This is a genomic window from Gammaproteobacteria bacterium, assembly GCA_030949385.1.
Classification (GTDB): Bacteria; Pseudomonadota; Gammaproteobacteria; order JAUZRS01; family JAUZRS01; genus JAUZRS01.
On the sequence record JAUZSP010000007.1, the window covers coordinates 67,537 to 87,119 of the forward strand.

16 protein-coding genes and 1 pseudogene are annotated in these 19,583 nt (G+C 51.4%); 10 read left to right on the top strand and 7 right to left on the bottom strand.

Annotation, left to right across the window (positions count from 1 at the left end; all coding sequences use genetic code 11):
* Positions 1-46 precede the first annotated feature (46 nt).
* The gene (locus tag Q9O24_09750; protein MDQ7075413.1) at positions 47-952 is read left to right on the top strand and encodes a LysR family transcriptional regulator; all 906 of its coding nucleotides are present in this window, start codon (positions 47-49) and stop codon (positions 950-952) included.
* 80 nt (positions 953-1,032) lie between these two features.
* Positions 1,033-2,349: a TRZ/ATZ family hydrolase gene (locus tag Q9O24_09755; GenBank protein ID MDQ7075414.1), complete on the top strand. Its 1,317-nt coding sequence runs from the start codon at positions 1,033-1,035 to the stop codon at positions 2,347-2,349.
* Between the two features lie 91 nt (positions 2,350-2,440).
* Here the strand turns inward: Q9O24_09755 and Q9O24_09760 are convergent, their stop codons facing one another.
* Together Q9O24_09760 and Q9O24_09765 are read right to left on the bottom strand one after the other, a co-directional pair.
* Complete coding sequence (locus Q9O24_09760) at positions 2,441-2,701, bottom strand: helix-turn-helix transcriptional regulator (GenBank protein ID MDQ7075415.1); 261 nt, start codon at positions 2,699-2,701, stop codon at positions 2,441-2,443.
* 1 nt (position 2,702) lies between these two features.
* The gene (locus tag Q9O24_09765; protein ID MDQ7075416.1) at positions 2,703-2,984 is read right to left on the bottom strand and encodes a type II toxin-antitoxin system mRNA interferase toxin, RelE/StbE family; all 282 of its coding nucleotides are present in this window, start codon (positions 2,982-2,984) and stop codon (positions 2,703-2,705) included.
* Between the two features lie 153 nt (positions 2,985-3,137).
* On the opposite strand from Q9O24_09765, the gene Q9O24_09770 reads away from it, so the two are divergent.
* The 5 genes and pseudogenes from Q9O24_09770 to Q9O24_09790 all read left to right on the top strand — a co-directional run bounded on the left by Q9O24_09770 (position 3,138) and on the right by Q9O24_09790 (position 9,762).
* A complete protein-coding gene (locus tag Q9O24_09770) occupies positions 3,138-4,760 on the top strand; it encodes a diguanylate cyclase (protein MDQ7075417.1) in 1,623 nt (540 codons plus the stop codon).
* Positions 4,761-4,896: 136 nt separating this feature from the next.
* Positions 4,897-6,267 (top strand): adenylosuccinate lyase, encoded by a 1,371-nt coding sequence (gene purB, locus Q9O24_09775; GenBank protein MDQ7075418.1) that lies wholly within the window; start codon positions 4,897-4,899, stop codon positions 6,265-6,267.
* A gap of 78 nt (positions 6,268-6,345) precedes the next feature.
* Positions 6,346-7,494 (top strand): cupin domain-containing protein, encoded by a 1,149-nt coding sequence (locus tag Q9O24_09780; GenBank protein ID MDQ7075419.1) that lies wholly within the window; start codon positions 6,346-6,348, stop codon positions 7,492-7,494.
* Positions 7,484-8,461 (top strand): GNAT family N-acetyltransferase, encoded by a 978-nt coding sequence (locus Q9O24_09785; GenBank protein ID MDQ7075420.1) that lies wholly within the window; start codon positions 7,484-7,486, stop codon positions 8,459-8,461. Before Q9O24_09780 ends, Q9O24_09785 begins: the two co-directional genes overlap by 11 nt.
* An 86-nt stretch (positions 8,462-8,547) precedes the next feature.
* Positions 8,548-9,762, top strand: a pseudogene (locus tag Q9O24_09790) (S8 family peptidase).
* A gap of 794 nt (positions 9,763-10,556) precedes the next feature.
* On the opposite strand, the gene Q9O24_09795 reads toward Q9O24_09790, so the two are convergent.
* The 5 genes from Q9O24_09795 to Q9O24_09815 all read right to left on the bottom strand — a co-directional run bounded on the left by Q9O24_09795 (position 10,557) and on the right by Q9O24_09815 (position 16,882).
* Positions 10,557-11,039: an NYN domain-containing protein gene (locus Q9O24_09795; protein MDQ7075421.1), complete on the bottom strand. Its 483-nt coding sequence runs from the start codon at positions 11,037-11,039 to the stop codon at positions 10,557-10,559.
* Positions 11,036-11,725, bottom strand: coding sequence for a tRNA (adenosine(37)-N6)-threonylcarbamoyltransferase complex dimerization subunit type 1 TsaB (gene tsaB / locus Q9O24_09800; protein ID MDQ7075422.1), 690 nt, complete (start codon positions 11,723-11,725; stop codon positions 11,036-11,038). Before tsaB ends, Q9O24_09795 begins: the two co-directional genes overlap by 4 nt.
* A 94-nt stretch (positions 11,726-11,819) precedes the next feature.
* Complete coding sequence (locus Q9O24_09805) at positions 11,820-12,734, bottom strand: glutaminase (protein MDQ7075423.1); 915 nt, start codon at positions 12,732-12,734, stop codon at positions 11,820-11,822.
* A 156-nt stretch (positions 12,735-12,890) separates the two neighbouring features.
* The gene (locus Q9O24_09810; GenBank protein ID MDQ7075424.1) at positions 12,891-13,937 is read right to left on the bottom strand and encodes a CAP domain-containing protein; all 1,047 of its coding nucleotides are present in this window, start codon (positions 13,935-13,937) and stop codon (positions 12,891-12,893) included.
* 161 nt (positions 13,938-14,098) lie between these two features.
* A complete protein-coding gene (locus tag Q9O24_09815) occupies positions 14,099-16,882 on the bottom strand; it encodes a metallophosphoesterase (GenBank protein ID MDQ7075425.1) in 2,784 nt (927 codons plus the stop codon).
* A gap of 113 nt (positions 16,883-16,995) precedes the next feature.
* Here Q9O24_09815 and Q9O24_09820 point away from each other — a divergent pair, with 113 nt between their 5' ends.
* From Q9O24_09820 to Q9O24_09830, 3 genes are all read left to right on the top strand, one after another.
* On the top strand, positions 16,996-17,229 hold the full coding sequence (locus tag Q9O24_09820; protein ID MDQ7075426.1) for a hypothetical protein: 234 nt from the start codon (positions 16,996-16,998) through the stop codon (positions 17,227-17,229).
* A 66-nt stretch (positions 17,230-17,295) separates the two neighbouring features.
* Positions 17,296-18,453, top strand: coding sequence for a hypothetical protein (locus Q9O24_09825; GenBank protein MDQ7075427.1), 1,158 nt, complete (start codon positions 17,296-17,298; stop codon positions 18,451-18,453).
* Positions 18,450-19,547: a glycosyltransferase gene (locus Q9O24_09830; protein ID MDQ7075428.1), complete on the top strand. Its 1,098-nt coding sequence runs from the start codon at positions 18,450-18,452 to the stop codon at positions 19,545-19,547. Before Q9O24_09825 ends, Q9O24_09830 begins: the two co-directional genes overlap by 4 nt.
* Positions 19,548-19,583: the final 36 nt, after the last annotated feature.

A 19,583-nucleotide genomic window follows, 5' to 3' on the forward strand; every position in this document is an offset into this window, starting at 1 on the left:
AATATAAAAACTGTTTGTTCTCAAAATAGCAACAATTGGTCAGATTATGAACCGTTTCGAAAATATGGAACACTTCGTCAAAGTGGTGGAAACAGGCAGCATCACCGCCGCTGCCGAGCGACTGGAGGTAGCAAAATCAGCCGTCAGCCGTCGCCTAAAAGAGTTAGAAACCCATTTGGGCGCAGAGCTGTTTCATCGCACCACCCGCCGCATGACCCTCACCGACACAGGGCGTACCTTTTATCACCAATCGGTACACATTCTGGAACAACTGCTGGAAGCAGAACAGAGCACCACCCAAGCCCACGGCATTTTAGAGGGTCGGCTAAAGATCGCCCTGCCCTCCAGTTTTGGCCTGCTGCACATGGGCACTGCAATTGATGATTTTTTAAAGCTGCATCCGCAGATTACGTTTGAATTGGATTTTAACGACCGAGAAGTCAATCTGGTGCATGAAGGTTTTGATCTGGCGCTGCGCATCGCCAACCTACCCGACTCCAGTTTGATCGCACGCCGCTTAGCCAACATCAAACTGCACATCTGTGCCACTCCGACCTACCTCAAAAAAAGAGGCACACCCCATACCTTGGCGGATCTGGCACAGCATCAGTGCCTGCTCTACAGTTTGATGCGCGACGGCGATGTCTGGCAATTTGATGATCAAGAAGGCAACACCGAACGAGTCAAACTGAACGCGGCGATGCGCGCCAACAGCGGTGATTTTCTCAAAGAAGCGGCACTGGCAGACAGAGGCGTTGTTTTTCTGCCTACCTTTATGACCTATACAGAAATTCAAGCAGGCCGCTTAGTGCCTCTGCTAACCCACTACAAACCGTTTCGCTTATCCGCCTACGCCCTCTACCCACAAACCCATCATCTCTCAAAACGGGTGCGTGCTTTTGTGGACTTTTTGGCCAAACGCTTTGCGGGGATCCCTTATTGGGATCAATAAACACGTTACCCTAGACCTTCTCCAAAGATCGTCGTATCGTTCCCGCTTTCAATTTCCAGCTCATCAAGGCTCATTACATTATGAAACAGGTGGATCAACTGCTGCACGCACGTTGGATTGTCACAGTCAATAAAAACAACGAGCTGTTGCAACAGCACACTCTGGTCGTTGATCAAGGCAAGATCATCGACATTCTGCCCACCGAGTTGGCCAAACAGAGCTACCACGCCACACAGGTTGACGATCTGGGCGAGCAACTGCTGATGCCCGGCTTGATCAACGCCCACACCCATCTGGCGATGAATCTGTTGCGCGGTTTTGCCGACGATCTGCCCTTGATGGAGTGGTTGGAACAACAGATCTGGCCTGCCGAAGGGCGCTGGGTCGATGAACAGTTTGTCGCCGACGGCAGCGAACTGGCGATGGCAGAGCTGATCCGCAGCGGCACCTCCTGTTTTAACGACATGTATTTTTTCCCCGAAATCACCGCTCAGGTCGCGCAGCAAGTCGGGCTGCGTGCCAGCATTGGCCTGATGATGATCGACTTCCCCACCGCGTGGGGCAGCGGCCCTGAGGAGTATCTGCAAAAAGGCCTCGCCCTCCAGCAGCAGTACCAAGATCACCCGCTGATCCGCACCGCTTTTGCCCCTCATGCCACCTACACCGTCTCCGATGAACCTCTGTTGCAGCTCAAACAGGCGGCGCAACAACACAACAGCGCCATCCACATTCATCTGCACGAAACCGCCGCTGAAATCGCCCTACACCAAAAACAGCACGGCTGCCGTCCACTGGCACGGTTGGATAAGCTGGGGATGCTGAACGCCAACCTGCAAGCGGTTCACATGACCCAACTCAGCGACGAGGAGATTCAGCAACTGGCCGACAACGGGGTGCAGGTGATTCACTGCCCTGAATCCAACCTCAAATTGGCCAGCGGTTTTGCCCCCATCGCCAAGCTGCTGGCAGCCGGAGTCAATGTGGCGCTGGGTACAGACGGAGCCGCATCCAATAACGATCTGGATCTGTTTGCTGAGATGCGCACCGCTGCGCTGTTGGCCAAAGGCGTGGCGGGCGATGCCAGCGTCGTGCCGACCACCACCGCTCTGCGCATGGCCACCATCAACGGCGCTGAGGCTTTGGGTATTGCCGATCAGACCGGTTCACTGGAAGTTGGCAAAGCCGCCGATGTGATCGCCATTGACCTCAATACCATCGAGACTCAACCGCTCTACGATCCTGTTTCACAGCTGGTTTATGCCAGCAGCAGAAATCAGATCACCCACCTCTGGGTAGCCGGTAAACAGCTGCTCAAAGAGCGTCAATTGACCACTCTGGATGAGACGGAGATCATCAGAAAAGCGCAACTTTGGCAGAAGAAAATTGGCGGTCAATGATTTAAAGGGGGTTTGTTGGGGTGGTTACTCCCTGAACAATGAGTTTACTGATTCAACTCACCTGACAACGACACAAACGGTGTTTAGATCGTTATGCCGCTATTTCATGATCAACATCCCAACCAGGAAAGACTAAAACTGCTGGGTGACATTTTAATGCTCTGGCCAATACTTTCGCTCTTTCCACGCCTAGTTTTATTTTATCGTGCTCGATGGCTGAAAGCGTTGATTGCGGTATGCCCGTTATTGAAGATAAATCGTTTTGACTTAACTCCTGTAGCTCACGGATAATTTTTACAGACTCGCCAATAGAAACATCTGTTCTTTTTTTTGCTTCTTTATAGTCTGTCATGTTATTTCCTCTGGTAGTCATGTGCTGTGACCTTGATTACGTTTACAAACAGTTGATCATTTTCAATTTTGTAGATAATGCGATATTGAATATTCAGGCGTGAAGATCGATAGCCTTTCCATTCACCGCGCAATGCTTCATCTTTAAAACCCTTAATCTGTTTAAGACCTGAAGGGCCTGATATTATTACGATATCTTTCCATTTCTCATATCGTTTAAGGATGTCGATAGGTAACGATCTTAGTCCTTTCAATGCACTTTTGTGCTCATATATTTTCCACATACTAAATAGTAGCATATATACCATATATGGTATGTCAAATTTTATTACGTTAGTGTCGCCCTACGAAGTCCATTCCATTTTTTTAAGAAAAAGACAAGCGATTCGCGCTAGGATGGGAACCACATCACCTGTCCCACCTTCAAGGACGATTCCATGCAACAGGCATCCGCAGACAACCACTACCGACAACAACTCACCCTGTTACAGCAAAACTATCAAAAACAACTGCCCGAACAACTGACTCAACTGGAATCCGCTTGGCAAGCCTTTCGCCTGAATAACTTCGACCAACAAGCAAAACATCATTTAGAACAAACCCTTAGAAAACTCACCCCCTCCAATCTTGCTCACCTTTTGCCCGACATCAACCTCAGCATCAGCCAGCTACAAACGCTGTTTCACGACTTTCTACAAGGTAAAAAGAACGACAGCAACCAAAAAAAAATTCAACTGATTCTAAACACACTGCGACATCAGGTTGAACAGCAACACCCACTGGAAAAAAGCCCTCCAGCCAAAACCCACATTCCCCACAACCCCACCACCCTGCTGCTGGCACTCGATCCCCTCAGCGAAGCGGCACTCTGGGAACCGCTGCAACAGCAGGGCTATCGACTCAAACGAATGCAGCACGACACCCCCTTATTGGAGCAGATCGAACAGCAGAACATCGACCTGCTGTTGCTCAACGTTGACCTCCACCACGATCGCCTACCTGCACCGCATAATTTACAAAAACTCTTGCCCCAATTGCCGGTTAAAACCCTGCTGATCTCCGACGACGACAGCATGAAAAACCGTTTGTCAGCGGTTAAAGCGGGCGGTTCGGCTTTTTTTGCCACCCCCATCGAAGTGCCCACGCTGCTGGATAAAATAGCCTCGCTCTGCGGCAGCAACAGCACCCACCCCTACCGTGTAATGATCATTGAGGATGCCATCGAACAAGTGCAGTTCTATACCAGCCTGTTAAAAGCCTACGATTTTGACGTGACCGTCTGCACAAAACCCTTGGAGATCAATCGCTATCTGGCCAAATACGACCCAGAGTTGATTCTAATGGACCTCTATATGCCCGACGTTAACGGCTACGAATTGGCGCAGACCCTTCGACAACAAGACGCACTCTTCAGTCTGCCGATTGTATTCCTCTCCAGTGAACACGACCCACAATTACAGCTGCAAGCGTTGCAGTCCGGTGGCGATGATTTTCTCAGCAAGCCCGTTCACCCGCGCCAGCTCTGCCTCACGCTGGCAGGGCACATTGAACGCTACCGGAAAATGTGCCGTCACAGCGAAATTGACTCCATGACAGGGCTATTAAAACGGGATAAATTTCAGCAACGTCTGGAAAGTGAACTGCTCAGAGCCTATCGCTACACACAGTCGGTTTCACTGCTGCTGATTGATACGGATCATTTTAGAGAGATTAATCGAATTTACGGCTTCAGCATCGGTGATCAGGTCATAAAAACCCTCGCCAATTTACTCCGACAACGGCTACGCTCCACAGACATCATCGCCCGCTACAGCGGCGAAAAATTTGCCGTTATTCTGCCCGAAACAGATAAGCAGAGCGCCGAACAGTTAAGCAACCACCTGCGCGACAGTTTTGCCACCACCCCTTTTCAAGGTCAGCAACAGAGCTTTTTCACCAGCTTCAGTGCAGGGGTCAGCGATAATCACGGCAACCACTCTTACCAACAACTGCTGGAGAGCGCCGAAGAAGCGCTGAATAAAGCCAAGCAGAGTGGGCGAAATCGGGTTGCTATGCAGTAAAGGAGTTGCGGGTACCACAAAAACAGCCTTAATCTGCACTGACGGATCAATCCAGTGGGCTTTATTGAGCGCTCAGCAACCCTGTATACTCCCCACTTTTTGACCAATCCCAAAATCGCGGAGTTTTTGTATGAGCTTGGAACTTTCATCCCTCAGTGCCGTTTCCCCTATTGACGGTCGTTACGGCAGTAAAACCGCAGATCTGCGGGAAATTTTCAGTGAATATGGCCTGATCCGCTATCGGGTGCGGGTCGAAGTGCGCTGGCTGCTGGCATTGGCCGATGATGTCGCCATCACCGAAGTGCCTCCCCTAAGCGACTCTGCACGGAAATTCTGGACAAGCATCGACAGCAACTTTAGCTTGAATGATGCCGAACGGGTCAAAACCATCGAGGCCACCACCAACCACGACGTTAAAGCGGTGGAGTACTTCCTTAAAGAGAAGATCAAAGGCAACGCTGAACTGGAGGCCGTCTCCGAATTCATTCACTTCGCCTGCACCTCCGAGGACATCAACAACCTCTCCTACGCCTTGATGCTCGCCGATGCTCGCGAACAGATTTTGCTGCCTCAAAGCCAACAAACCATCGACGCACTGACGCAGAAAGCCCAAGAACTGGCCGAGGTTCCGATGTTGGCGCGCACCCACGGTCAACCCGCCTCTCCCACCACTTTGGGCAAAGAGATGGCCAACGTCGCCTACCGTCTGCAACGCCAGCGCCAACAGATGGAAAACATCGAAATCCTCGGCAAAATCAACGGTGCCGTAGGCAACTACAACGCCCACTACAGCGCCTACCCCGATCTGGATTGGCCTGCGTTTGCACAAAAATTCGTCGAAGATTTGGGTTTGGCTTTCAACCCCTACACCACCCAGATCGAGCCTCACGACTACATCGCCGAGCTGTTTGATGCCAATGCGCGCCTCAACACCATCTTGATCGACATCAGCCGTGATATTTGGGGTTACATCTCACAAGGCTATTTCAAACAGAAGACCATCAAAGGCGAAGTCGGCTCCTCCACCATGCCGCACAAGGTCAACCCCATCGACTTTGAAAACGCCGAGGGAAATCTGGGGCTGGCCAATGCCCTATTCGGACATCTGGCCAGCAAACTGCCCATCTCTCGATGGCAGCGGGATCTGACCGACTCCACCGTACTGCGTAATCTGGGCGTAGGCGTGGGTCACTCCGTGATCGCTTACAGCTCCTTCCTACGCGGCATGAGCAAATTGGAGGTCAATCACACCGTACTAGCCGCCGATCTGGAGAACAACTGGGAAGTGCTGGCAGAACCAATTCAAACGGTGATGCGCCGTTACGGGGTAGAAAACCCCTATGAAAAACTCAAGGAGATGACCCGAGGTCAGCGCGTTGATGCCGCTGCCATGAGTGCCTTTGTGGAAAGCTTGGATATTCCTGCTGCTGCCAAAGTGGAGCTGCAAAAACTAACCCCCGCCAATTACATTGGCAATGCGGTTAAACAGGCTAGGAACATTTCTTAAGCCCAATATTTTCGCCAATTTTATGTTGGGTTTCCGCTGCGCTGTAACCCAACCTACACCTCACGGGTCCCCTCTCTCATGCAGATCCAATTTCCGCCTCATCTGAATATCGACCTCTTTCTGCGCGACTACTGGCAAAAAAAGCCGCTGCTGATTCGCAATGCCTTCCCCGACTTTATCAACCCCATCGAGGCCGATGAGCTGGCGGGTTTAGCCTGTGAAGAAGAGATCCCCTCACGGATTATTCAGCAACACAGCCCAACAGATTGGCGCTGCCGCATGGGGTCTTTTGAAGCATCGGATTTTGCTCAACTGCCCGAAAGCGATTGGTCGCTGCTGATCAGCGATGTGGAAACACATCTGCCAGAGTTTCAAGCCTACCTTGAACCGTTTCGGTTTATCCCCGACTGGCGCATTGATGACTTGATGATCAGCTACGCGCCCGAAGGCGGTTCCGTCGGCCCCCACAGCGATCAGTACGATGTTTTTTTGCTGCAAACCTCTGGGCGAAGACGATGGTCGATTCACAGCCAACCTCTGAGCGAGGCCGATTTTCTGCCTGATCTGGAGTTGAAAATTCTGCGTGAATTTGAAACCGAGCAGAGTTGGATCACCGAGCCGGGCGATCTGCTCTATCTGCCTCCAGGAGTGGCACACTTTGGCGTGGCACTGGAACCCTGCATGACGTGGTCGGTGGGCTTTCGTGCCCCCAGCCAGCGCGATCTGGTCAGCGCCTATCTGGACGATTTAATCCCGAGCCTAAAAGAACAGCGCTACAGCGACCCAGAACTCAGCCAACAGCCCCACCCCAGCGAAATCACCCCTCACGCACGGCAAAAACTGCGTGACACCCTGCGCCAACAATTGAGCCAAAATGACGATCAACTGGATCTTTTTTTAGGTCGCTACCTGAGCGAAGCTGGGCGTGAATATGCGCTTGAGGTATTCGACGAGCTGTCTCCTGAACAGATTAAAATCGAGTTGGAACAAGGCAATACACTGCAAAAAGTCGCCGGAATTCGCTGCTCTTATATGCAGTTTGAACAGGAAGCTCAGCTCTTTATCGGCGGTGAAAACATCCAAATATCCCTTGAATTGGCACAACTGATCGGAAAAGCAGCAAAAATAGACAAAAAAGCCCTGACAACGGGTCACACTCCCTCTACCCTTAGGCTTCTGAGCCAACTTTACAATTTTGGTTTTTTGGAGTTCTGCGATGACCTTTGATGTACAGATTCGCCACGCCGACTGGCACGATACCGACGATCACAAACAACTGAGTCACCTACGCCGCACCGTCTTTATCGACGAGCAGCAAGTACCGGAAAAACTGGAATGGGATGACGATGACGAAGAGGCACTGCATCTGATCGCCTTCCTCGACCAAGAGCCCGTCGCTTGCGCTCGGCTGCTGTCCACAGGACGGGTAGGACGCATGGCGGTGCTCAAACATCTGCGCGGCAACGGCATTGGCCACCAACTCATGAGCGAATTATTAAACCAAGCCGACCATCAAGGCCTATTAAGGCTGACGCTGCACGCCCAAACTCATGCCGCTGATTTTTATCTTAAACACGGTTTTATCAGTGAAGGCGAACCTTTTTCAGAGGCGGATATCCCGCATCAGAAAATGAGCTTAGAATTGCAAAATCGGCGCTCAAAAACGATCCTGCCTTTTGACCAGCTCAATCCCAAACAGCATCAATTGGGTATCACCGGCCTCACCTTTCAAGTGGACTCGCTCAAGGATTCACAACAAGCCGCTCTCTTTCTCGCACAGCAGGCCAAACGCACGATACGCATTTTGACCCGCACCATGGATCCCATGCTGCTCAGCAACGAAGCCTTTGTGGATGCCCTCTCACAGATGATTCGCAGTGGCCAACGCGCCAATGTACAAATCTTGATCAGCGACCCAAGTAACGCCATTAAAGCCGGTCATCGTCTGACCCAACTCTGCCAACGTCTCTCCAGCTTTATCCAAGTGCGACGGCTGCAAAAAGAGCACAACGACCTGAACCGCGCCTTTATTATGGCCGATGACACCGGTTTACTGCTGCGCAATCAAGGAGAGCAACCACAGGGGTTACTCAAACTGCACGCCGGAGCCGAAGCCAAAGAGATGAACCACTTCTTTTTACAAGCGTGGGAGATGAGCAGCCCCGACCCCGAGTTTCGCCAGCTCTCTATCTGAAGCCAATTAAGATAGGTAAATACCATTTTGTGAAGCAGTGAACATCCCAGAAACACCCTTTCCGTTAGGATTTTAGAATGGAATGCATGGCAAGACTATCGAACAGTCTACTGCTGATCGCCCTGATCAGCCCCCTCGCTAGCGCCAAAAATCTCATTTCACAACCGCTTTACGAGGGTGTTTTAGTTCAATATAAAAACCAACCCAACGCACGCCAACTGCAACAATCTCTACCGAAAAACGTCACCCACCAACCCCGTCGCCTCAGCGCTACAGGCAAGACCTTTCACATTGCCACCGAAACCACCAAACAGGCGAGGCAACTGATCCAACAGCTGGCACAACAACACAATATCCGCTACGTCGAACCCAACTACCGCCGCTCTCTACGCCAACTGCCCAATGATCCACGACTTGATCAACAATGGGCGCTGGAAAACAGCGGCCAATCGCTCTCAACCCAAATAAGCCAGAGCGCACTGGCCGGTGCCGATCTCAATCTGCGCGCCGCTTGGGATCTCACCACCGGCAGCTCAGAAGTGGTGGTGGCCATTATCGACGACGGCTTTTTTCTCGATCACCCCGACCTGCAAGAGAACATCTGGATCAACACTGGTGAAATTGCCGACAACGGCATTGATGACGACGGCAACGGTTACATCGACGATCTTCACGGCTGGAATTTCAGCGCCAACACGCCCGACCCCAGCGCCAGCCCAAACACGTTTGAAGGCCACGGCAATCGTGTCGCAGGAGCCTTGGGCGCGGTGGGTAATAACGGCATCGGCATCAGCGGTGTCGCTTGGAAGGTAAAACTGATGCTGCTCAAATCATCACAGTTGAGCCTTGATGAACTGATTCCCGCTATGGAATACGCACGCAACAACGGTGCTCACATCATCAACGCCAGTTACGGCGGACCTGGTTTCTCCAGAATCGAAGCGGACACCATTGAAGCGTTGCAAAAAGCAGGCATTTTACTGGTGGCCGCAGCGGGCAATAACGGCTACGACAACGATCTATTGAAAGACTATCCTTCGGGCTACGCACACGACGCCATTCTGGCCGTAGCCGGTTCTGATAACCAAGACCGACTCAGCCGCTGGTCACAATACGGGGCTTTGAGTGTCGATGTGGCCGCACCGGGGGACAACATTCTGAGCTTAGATGGCACACTCGATTACCGCTTTCAAACGGGCAGCTCCTTCTCTGCTCCTCTGGTCAGCGGCGTGGCCGCTCTGCTCAAAGCCTACGACCCCAGCCTTGATGCCCTGGCCATCAAAGCGCGCATTCTGAGCAGCAGTCAAACCCTGCAAACAGAACAGAATCTCATCGTTGCCGGTCGGGTCGATGCCCACAACGCCCTGATTGTAGCCGAACAACCGCTGCTGTTAATCGAATCAGTGCAGATCAACGATACCAGCAACGGCGACCGTTACAACGATCTGGATGCTGGCGAGCGGCTGACGTTGAACATCACCTTGAAAAACCTTTGGCAGTCGGTCACCTCGCTGCAAGCCACGCTCAGCAGCGATAGTTCATTTGTCACCGTCCTCAGCAACAATGACAATTTGGAACAGCTGACAGAACAAAACAGCAAGGTGGTGAGCTTTGAGATTCAGCTTGCAGAAACCATGCAAGAGCAGCAAACGCTGAAGTTTAGTCTGGACCTACGGGCAGGCAGTCATCAAGTCAGACGCAGTTTTTCACTGCACTTTGGCAGCCTTGAAAACAATCAAACCTACAGCGGTACTTTGCAACGCCACGACCGCGACCAATTTCAGCTCTTCTACATCAATGTACCTCCCAACAGCGGTACATTGACCTTCCGCAGCAACGCCGTAGAAGACATCGACCTCTACGCTACTTACGGCAAACCCGCCAGCCTCATCAGTGAATTTGCCAGCAATGCAGAAGGCGGCAACGAAGAGATATTTTTCCGTTTCACTCGTGCCGGTACTTATTACGTTACCGTACACAACTTCAACAATAAAAAACAGAACGTCGAGTTTAATCTCACCGCCAGCTACAGCGCCAAAGAAGTTATCAGTGGTGGTAGCCTCTCCTTTTTTACTCTGTTTCTGCTCGGCTGCGGCTATCTTTTACGGTGCATCAACAGTCGTTCATCAATGGGCACAAAGCGTGTCGCTTCATTTATCAATGAGTTGGCGGTCAATTCTGCTACACCGTACACCTCTGCTTCAATGCCGTATTTGGTACGAACTTTGTGCAGCAGAAGGTCAAAATCACCGTCCCCCGAAAGTAGAACCACGCGATCCACATAGGGCGCTTCTTCTAGCACATCAATGGTCAAACCCACGTCCCAATCGCCTTTGGCCGAGCCGTCACTGCGCTGGATATAGGGTTTGAGTTTGATCTCAAAGCCAATCTGCCTAAGGATATTTTGAAACTGCTGCTGTTTATTGTCACTGCGATGAATCGCATACGCAAAAGCGTTGACGATCTCACCTTGAGCGGCAATTTCAGCCCAAAAAGCGTTGTAGTTAAACTGGTTCTGATAGGCTTGACGGGTGGTGTAGTAGATGTTCTGCACATCAACAAAAATAGCGATCTTCATGTTTTTGGCTTCGGTTTCTGAGCAACGTTATCGCGTAAATAAACGGGCAAGGCGTTCTCTGCACTAACCCCTTTACCCGCCCGTAGATCCACCACAGCCAACGCCGCCAGATCTTGCGCATGGGGCAATAACGCCCCTAAAACCCGATCCAAACAACCTTCCAGCGGAGCCGACAAAACAGCTTCATAAGTCCCCCAACCGGTACCGGCACCACACCAGAGACCCTCTTTGGGCATCTGGAGAGCTTCCGGCTTCATTACCACCTCGGTAGCAACAGAACGCATCACCGCAAACTCATCCAGCACATAAGCGCCCCAATAGACCTCTTGCATCCGTGCATCAATGGCACTCAAGACCTGTTTTGCACCCGACTCACGATAAGCACGCTGCGCCAAGGTGGCCAGCGTGGAGACCGCCACCACCGGCAGATCCACCCCATACGCGATGCCCTGCACCACACTCGTGGCAATACGCACCCCAGTAAACGCGCCCGGTCCACGAGCAAAGGCAAGCCCATCAAGCTGCTTTAGCGTCACACCCGCTTCGGCCAACAGTTGATCTAACATGGCTAAAATCAAGTTGCCGTGCTCCCGTGGAGCCACTTGATAACGAAAAATAACCTCACCGTCCAGCCAGAGGGCGGCAGAACAGGCTTCGGTGGTGGTGTCGATGGCAAGCAGTTTCATTTAAACTCCAGACACAAAAAAGGCGCTGCTAAGAGCAATCTGGCATTGTAAATTTATTCGCTTTCCCTGTCATCACATCCTACAAAATCAAGCTCTAAAAGATCGAGGATTGCGTTTTTGTGGTCATTAACTCAAGTGCCTTAACACCTTTATAAGAGTTGCCTTTTTTATTTAATTTAGGGCTCCACACCGCAACACTGTATTCACCTGGATGAATCGCAATGATGCCACCTCCAACGCCGCTCTTCCCTGGCAGGCCTACTTTGAAAGAAAACTCCCCCGCTTCATCGTAAAAACCACACAACTGCATAATGGAATTTATCCGCTTGGTTTTACTTTTACTCAACACCTCTTCTTTTGTGAAGGGGTTCACCCCATCAGAAGCCAAAAATAGGAAGGATTCCGCCAGCTCTTTACACGACATTTCAAGCGAGCACAAACAAAAATAGAGGTCTAAAACCGCATCAATGTCGTTATGTATATTGCCAAAATCCTTCATAAAATGAATCAGGGCGTGGTTTCTAAACCCCGTTCTTTGCTCTGATGCTGCCATTTTATCGTTATAGAGCAGGTGATGATTTCCAGAAACGGTTCTGGTGAACTCTAATATTTCGCGTTTAGGGTCTGAAAAACAGCTCAACAACACATCGCACACCACAATGGCACCGGCATTAATGAAGGGGTTGCGTGGGATGCCTTTTTCGTACTCAAGCTGCACCAAAGAGTTAAACGCCGAGCCAGAGGGTTCAACCCCGACGCGCCGCCAGAGCTTATCTCCCTCGGCCTGAAACGCCAGCACCAAAGAGAGTACTTTTGCGATACTTTGAATGGAAAACGTGTCGCTGGCATCACCGGCTGAATAATGGCTTCGATCAACGGTGATCAGATGAATCCCCAGTTTATTGGGGTCAATGCGCTTCAGCTCGGGAATATAATCAGCAACCTCACCTTTGTCAGGTGTCTCTTTTTGCAGCCGTACGATCTCTTCAAGAAGCCGTTGATAATCCATCTTGTTTGTCCGCTGTTTAGTTTACCTATCAATACAGTTGCTTTAATTCATCGGCGCGCCGAATGGTCTCCTCCAGCATACATTGCGGCTCATCTACTATTCCACTACAACCAAACCCACAGTGCTCATGGTAATAAAAAATACACTGCATCAAACTCACAACGGCAACGTCCGAAAACGCCACTGCACACTCTCCTGCACACCCCGATCTTCAAACACCACCTCAGCCACATAATCCGCTCGCTCTTGCAGCAACGCCAAGGGAAACAGGGCGTACTCATAAACGCTGAATTTGCCGTTCACATCCGTGGCTTGCGAAATCAAGCGGGTGTTCGTCACCTCGCCTTGATCATCAAAGAGGCGAAACGAGATCAGTTTCACCTGCTCGCTAACATAGTAGGGGTTAAATTGAATCGAAAGTGGGTTGCCCGCCTGTTGATAATCGGGCAGCGGATTAGGCACTTCATTGCCCCAAAAGGCCGGATAAACATCGGTGGCTTGATCCATTGGCCAAAGCACGTAACGTGGGTTTTGGCTCGCTACGCCATCCAAGGCGGCTTGATAATCGGCGGTGGCTATTTTCAAATTTTCATCGGCACAAACAGCATAATAATAGCCGCCAGAAACAAACGTGCTGTTCAGACACACATTATTTAACCCACTGCTGCCGCCGTTATGCACAAAACTGTAGAGGCAATTATTCTCCTGTGCGGTAAAACCAATCCCCACCTCATCCCGATAAAAATCCAAAATAGCAAAACGGTGATAAATGGCCGTCATCAAACCATCAATGGACGCCACCACCGTACTGCCCTGCCCCACCACCCCTTCGTTGACATTGGTACTGCGATAACCAAACCGAAGCGCCCGCGCAGCGGCATCCACCCCACTAAAACCAACCCCAGTTTGCACCTCAGCATGACCGGCCTGCTGATTGAGTTTTAAATAACCCGCATGGCTGCCCGCCGCCCCTTGCAAGGCATCACTGACCGTCACCGCAATCAAACCCGTCTGTTGACGCACGTCATTAAAATACCGATACGCCCGCGCTAAAGAGGGAGCCGTACAGCTGCGGCTGTCAATAACAGGGGGTTTTAAGACTAAATTTTCAGCAGAGGGCGACACATCCGTGCCGGAATCGGAGGAACAGGCCACTAAAAAAGAGACCACGAATAAAATAAAAAACCTTCGGAACAGACCCATTTTAAGACTCCTTGTATCGCTGCATCCCTAGGCAACAGACTAAACAAAAAGATTAAAAAGGCACAGCGACCGCTTCACACTCTTTTGGCCGATCCTGTGACCTCGATCTAAAAAAGCCAAAACAGTCGGGTTTTTATCCGAAAAAACCGAGTTACGCCGCCTCAACGCCGCAACACAAACTCATCCATCACCTCGTGCAAATAGTTGTACGCCACCACCTTAAGCTCATCGCCCTGCACTTGAATGTGAGTGAATCCCCAACGTTTTTCAGGCGCTTTTGGCTCATCATCGCCTTTATTGGCGTTATCAAACAGCACCGGCTGGCCATCGGCACGACGGGCAATAAAGTCATAACCAATGCCCCACTTGCGTTTCTGCTCAAGCCACAACTCGCTTTCATACTCGCTCGGTTGTGTGGAACGGTTGTGCAGATCCGCACCGCCGTTACCGATGCCAATGTAGGTGATGCCCTCTTGAGTATCAATTTTACCGCCCGAAATACGGATGATCTGACCATCAGCATCAAACTTCAGCGGCTGCGTACGCTGGTACATGTGATCGTGACCAAAAAGAACAAACTGCACCCCCAATTTTTGCAAACGGGGGAACAATTTCTGTCGCATACGTCGATTTTCGCTGCGATCCCCATAGGTGCCGTGGGGCTCGAACGAAAGCGGCGAATGGTGAAACAAAACCAATTTCCACGGCTGCTGGCTCGCTTTCAGATCCGCCTCCATCCACGCCAACATCTGTGGCAGACGCGCCCGCTCACTGTTTTTGCTGGCAAACTTCATCGAATCCAACACCACAAAATGCACCGGCCCTGAATCAAAACTAAAGTAACGCTCCCGGTCCTCCTCTGGCATCCCAGTGGAGCTGGGATAGGCAAACGAGGCCAAATACCCCTTGGGCAGATTCTGCTCTTTATTGGCGTATTCGTGATTGCCCAGAGAGCTGAAAAAAGGCCGGTGCATTAAAATACCGCGTTCCGGCTGCTTTTTACCCTTACCGCTGAGTTGATCAAAAAACTTCTGATCAAACTGCTTGTAGCTGCCGCTGGAATAGGCAATGTCCCCCACCCCAATGCTAAAGTCATGCGGGTATTTCCAGATGCCGTTCTCGCGGCTGGAAATGGCATCGCGCACCTTGCGCGGCTGACTGTATTTGGTACCCGAATCACCAAAGGCGATAAAATTAACTGCTTTACTGCTCGCATCGGGCAAGGTCTTAAAAGAGACCGCACTGGCCAGCAGCAAGCCGTTGTGCAACAGATCAAAACGGTATTCCGTATCCGGCTCCAGATCAAACAGCTGCACCAAATGCTGCTCAAAATCCTGTTTTAGCCCCGTCTCCTGCTTGGCAAAATGCTGCTGACGGGAAGGGAAATCACGCCATGTGGTTTCGCCTTTTTTCCAAAGCCGCAACAGACCGTGACCGGCAGCGTAACTGCCCCAGAGAATCTTTACCTCCGTGGCCGACTGCGCTTGCAAGTAGGGGTAACGAAACAAAATGCCTTTGGCCTCTTTACGCGGCATCACCTCTTTTTGTTGGCTGGGCTGCAACTCGCCAATTCGATGCTCTCGTTCATGCGCCCCCAGATCTGGGTGTTGGCGATCAAAGCGCGACACCCCCGAGAAATCGGTCAACAGACCGTCCATCCCCTCCGCCCTCTCCAGCGCGGGGCTGCCTTGCTTCAGTTTCAATACGTTCAAATCCGCAAACAACGGGTCTTTAATCTCACTGTTTAAATCAAAGCCGGTTTTTTGCTGCCAACGTTTTAGGGAGACCTTCTCTAAACCGTGCTGCTCCCAATTGAAACGGAGTTTTGCACCTTTATCCGTCCAATAAAGATTGTTATCCAACTCTAGGGTTTTGGGATCGACCAAAGCATTACTGGAGATTTTCACCGCTGGGCGGCCTTTTGCCGAGGAGACATGCACAATGTTATTTTTGATTGTGATGTTCTCACCCGCCTGCCCCACTTCCGACTCATTGGAGAGAAAAATCGCCCCGTGCGCCCGCGTAGAAGCGTTGTAACAACTGTTGTTGTAAATCAACACCCCAGAAGAGGAGGCGCTGGCCAAACAGGCCTCGCCTGTGTTGATAATGACGTTGTTGCGAATGATGCCATCGTAACTCTCGAAATTGCCATCCCGCAGACGCTCTGCGTCTGTGGATTGACCCAACATAATGCCGCGTTCGTAAATGTTGCGCAGCAGATTGCCTTCAAACACCGTGTCACGGGCGTTACCCTTGGCGTACATACCGATGGAGGGGATGTCATGCACAACATTGCGTGCCACCCAAGTGCGCGCTGCACCCACGATGTCCACCCCTTGCGCGTTGGCACCGAGCTTGGCATCAGGGGAATAAATCTCATTTCCGTAGATCACCACATCGTCAGCGGTATGAACCAGCTTGACGATGTCGCGCTTGGAGCCGTGCAGTTTGTTGCGAATCAGATGCACAAACGGCGTGTCGATCTTCACCACATAATGCTTGCCGCCCACCACCTCCAGACCCTCCACACTCCAGTACATCGGCTTGAAGTCGTCGTTGTAAAAATAGAGGGCTTGTGTGCGTCCCTGCGCTTCGATAACCACCGATTCATTGCCAAAAGCACGCAAATTGATCCACGCATCAGCGCGACCTGGGCGTTTAATGCTCACCCCTTTGTAACGACCTTCGCGCAAAAAGATCGTCTCGCCTGGCAGCACTCGTGACACCGCTTCTTTGAGGCTGCGCAAGGGAGTTTGCAACGTGCGCCCCTCGTTGTCATCGTCACCCTTAGGTGAAACGTAATACCGACGAGGCTGCGGTATTTTGATCCTTCCCAACGACGGCGAGACCTGCAAAGGAGACTGCTCTTTGGCAACCGCCACCTCGCTGAACGGCGCAAGCGGCGGCAACTCACCACACGCAACCAAAGACAGCAACAGCGACATCCACATCAACCCCACCCATTGAAACGTGCTCCGACCTACTCTCAACCCGCCCATTCGCATTCGTTCTGCCCCCTCAAGTGAAACCGCAGTGTATCAATTAAACACTTGTTTAGATGAAAACAGCCGTGCAAACAAAACACCAATCAACAATAAATCCAACAATTATCCGATATTCCCTTAAGCTTCTGCGCAAAGTAGACGAATCTAGACAAAAGCTCGCCTTTATCGGCTACCGCAACGGTTTGAAATCTTCTAGAATGCAGGGCACCAAGGAAGGGAAATTAATGGCTATCACTGCCGATGAGTCTAAAATTCGCACTCATAAAAGCAACAATTTTATCTCTTAATTACACACAGCATGTCAGTAGACGTCCAACCTGTGACGCAGCTGATAGACCACAGAGGGAAGAACGATGCTCAAACTGTTACCTCGTAATGCCGGTATTTGGGTTGGCGACTATCTGCGCCAACGTCTTAGCTGTCCCACACCCAAACCGACCCCAGAGAACCCGACACACATTCTCTTCTGTTTGGTCGATCATTACGAACCGCGCTGGGGCACCCCCCCCCGCGAGCAAGAGTTCGCCCGAGTGGATTACTGGCTGGAACAGTACCCAAAAATGGCCGCTCAGTTCACCGACAGCGACGGTTTTAACCCGCGCCACAGCTACTTTTTCCCCTACGACGAATACGAAGCGGAACACATCGAATCCCTCGCTCAGCTCTGCGAACAGGGCTACGGCGAGATCGAAGTACACCTGCACCATCGTCACGATACAGACGCCGGTTTTCGCCAGAAAATGAACGACTTCGTCGAAATTCTGCACCAGCAACACAACGCCTTGGGCATCAACAAAGAGGACGGCAAGCCCAAATACGCCTTTATTCACGGCAACTGGGCGCTGAACAACTCACGCCCCGATGGCGATTGGTGTGGGGTCGATAACGAGAGTCAAATTTTAGTCGAGACCGGCTGTTTTGTGGACATGACCATGCCCTCCGCTCCCAGCGACACCCAGACCCAAAAGGTCAACAGCATCTATTACGGCAACGAATTTAATGGCAAAGCCAAATGCCACGACTTTGGCGATGACATTCGAGTCGGCACCCCACAGCAAGAAAAACTCATGCTGATTCAAGGTCCCTTAATGCTGAACTGGAAAAACCGCAGCAAAGGCCTGATTCCCAAAATCGAAAACGCCGAATTGGACGCCGACAACCCACCCACTCTGGATCGGGTCAAACTCTGGCCAAAAGCCAACGTGCATGTGATGGGGAGACTCGACTGGCAGTTCATCAAACTGCACACCCACGGAGCGGGTGAAGCCAACGCCACCACCCTACTGGAAAAAGAGGGCGTGGAGATGCACCAACATCTGGCCACACTCTACAAAGACGACCCCTGTTATCGCCTCCACTACGTCACCGCTCGTGAAATGAGCAACATCGCGCTGGCGGCGCAAGACGGCAAAAGCGGCAACCCCAATCAATACCGTGACTACAAAATATTGCCTTCAAGCCGCTGGACGCAGCAGAGTGCCAAACCCACGAAAAAAGTCTCCGGCTTATGAGTGAACAGCCCAAAATACGGGTGATGCTGATGAACGATTCGCTCAATATGGGCGGCGCTGAAACCATGATTTTCAGCCTCATCTGTGATCTGGATGCCCAACGCATCACACCCTACGCCCTCTCCATGTCCGTTGATGATGCCCTCAAACAGACCTTTTTAGACACAGGCATCCCCGTCTATGAGTGCCCGAAAGGATCCGGCTTAGATTGGAAACTGCCGCTGCGCATCGCCAAAATTTTACGCCGCGAAAAAATCGAAATCCTACACACCCACAACTTTGCCTCATGGCTCTGGGGCGGGCTGGCCAGCCTCTTTGCCCCACGTTGTAAATTGGTACATACACAGCACTCCAACATCGTCCTCAACCGCCTACCACCCAAACCGCTGCGCGCCTTGCTGGCACGGATCAGCAAAAAAGTGGTGACGGTCAGCGACCCCGTGGCCGAGCATCTGCAACGGGACGGTTTTGCCCCCGCCAACAAACTGCAAGTGATCTACAACGGCATCCCTCTCAAACCCGAGCAGCACGCCAAAGACCCTGATTATCGTCATCTGGCCATAGTGGCGCGTTTGGTGCCAGTGAAAAACCACGAATTATTGATTCGCAGCTTTGCCCAAGCCTGCCAACTGCAAAACAACATCAAACTGGACATTCTTGGCGATGGCCCCTTGCGAGATGAACTACAGCACCTCAGCAACAGCCTCGGCATGGACAGCAAAATCAAGTTTTGGGGCGAAGTCCCCAACGCCCGCGCTCTGATGACCAGCTTTGATGCCTTTGTGCTTAGCTCCCTCAGCGAAGGGCTTTCCATCTCCATTTTGGAAGCCCTCGCCGCCGGTCTGCCGGTAATCGCCACCGATGTGGGTGGCAATGGCACCTTGGTACAGCATCAAAAAAATGGCTTACTGGTGCCGTCAGAAGATCAAGATCAACTGGCGGCGGCCATCAATCGCCTCTTAGGTGATAAAAAATTGCGCGAACAGATGAGCAAAAAAAGTCTGCACATCGTCACCGAAGGCTTTTCCAATCAGACCATGGTTGATCATTACCAACAGATTTACGCCCACGCTTTGGGACGAACCACGTTGTAAACCCATGTTGATCTTCATTAAAATAAGAGGCTACCG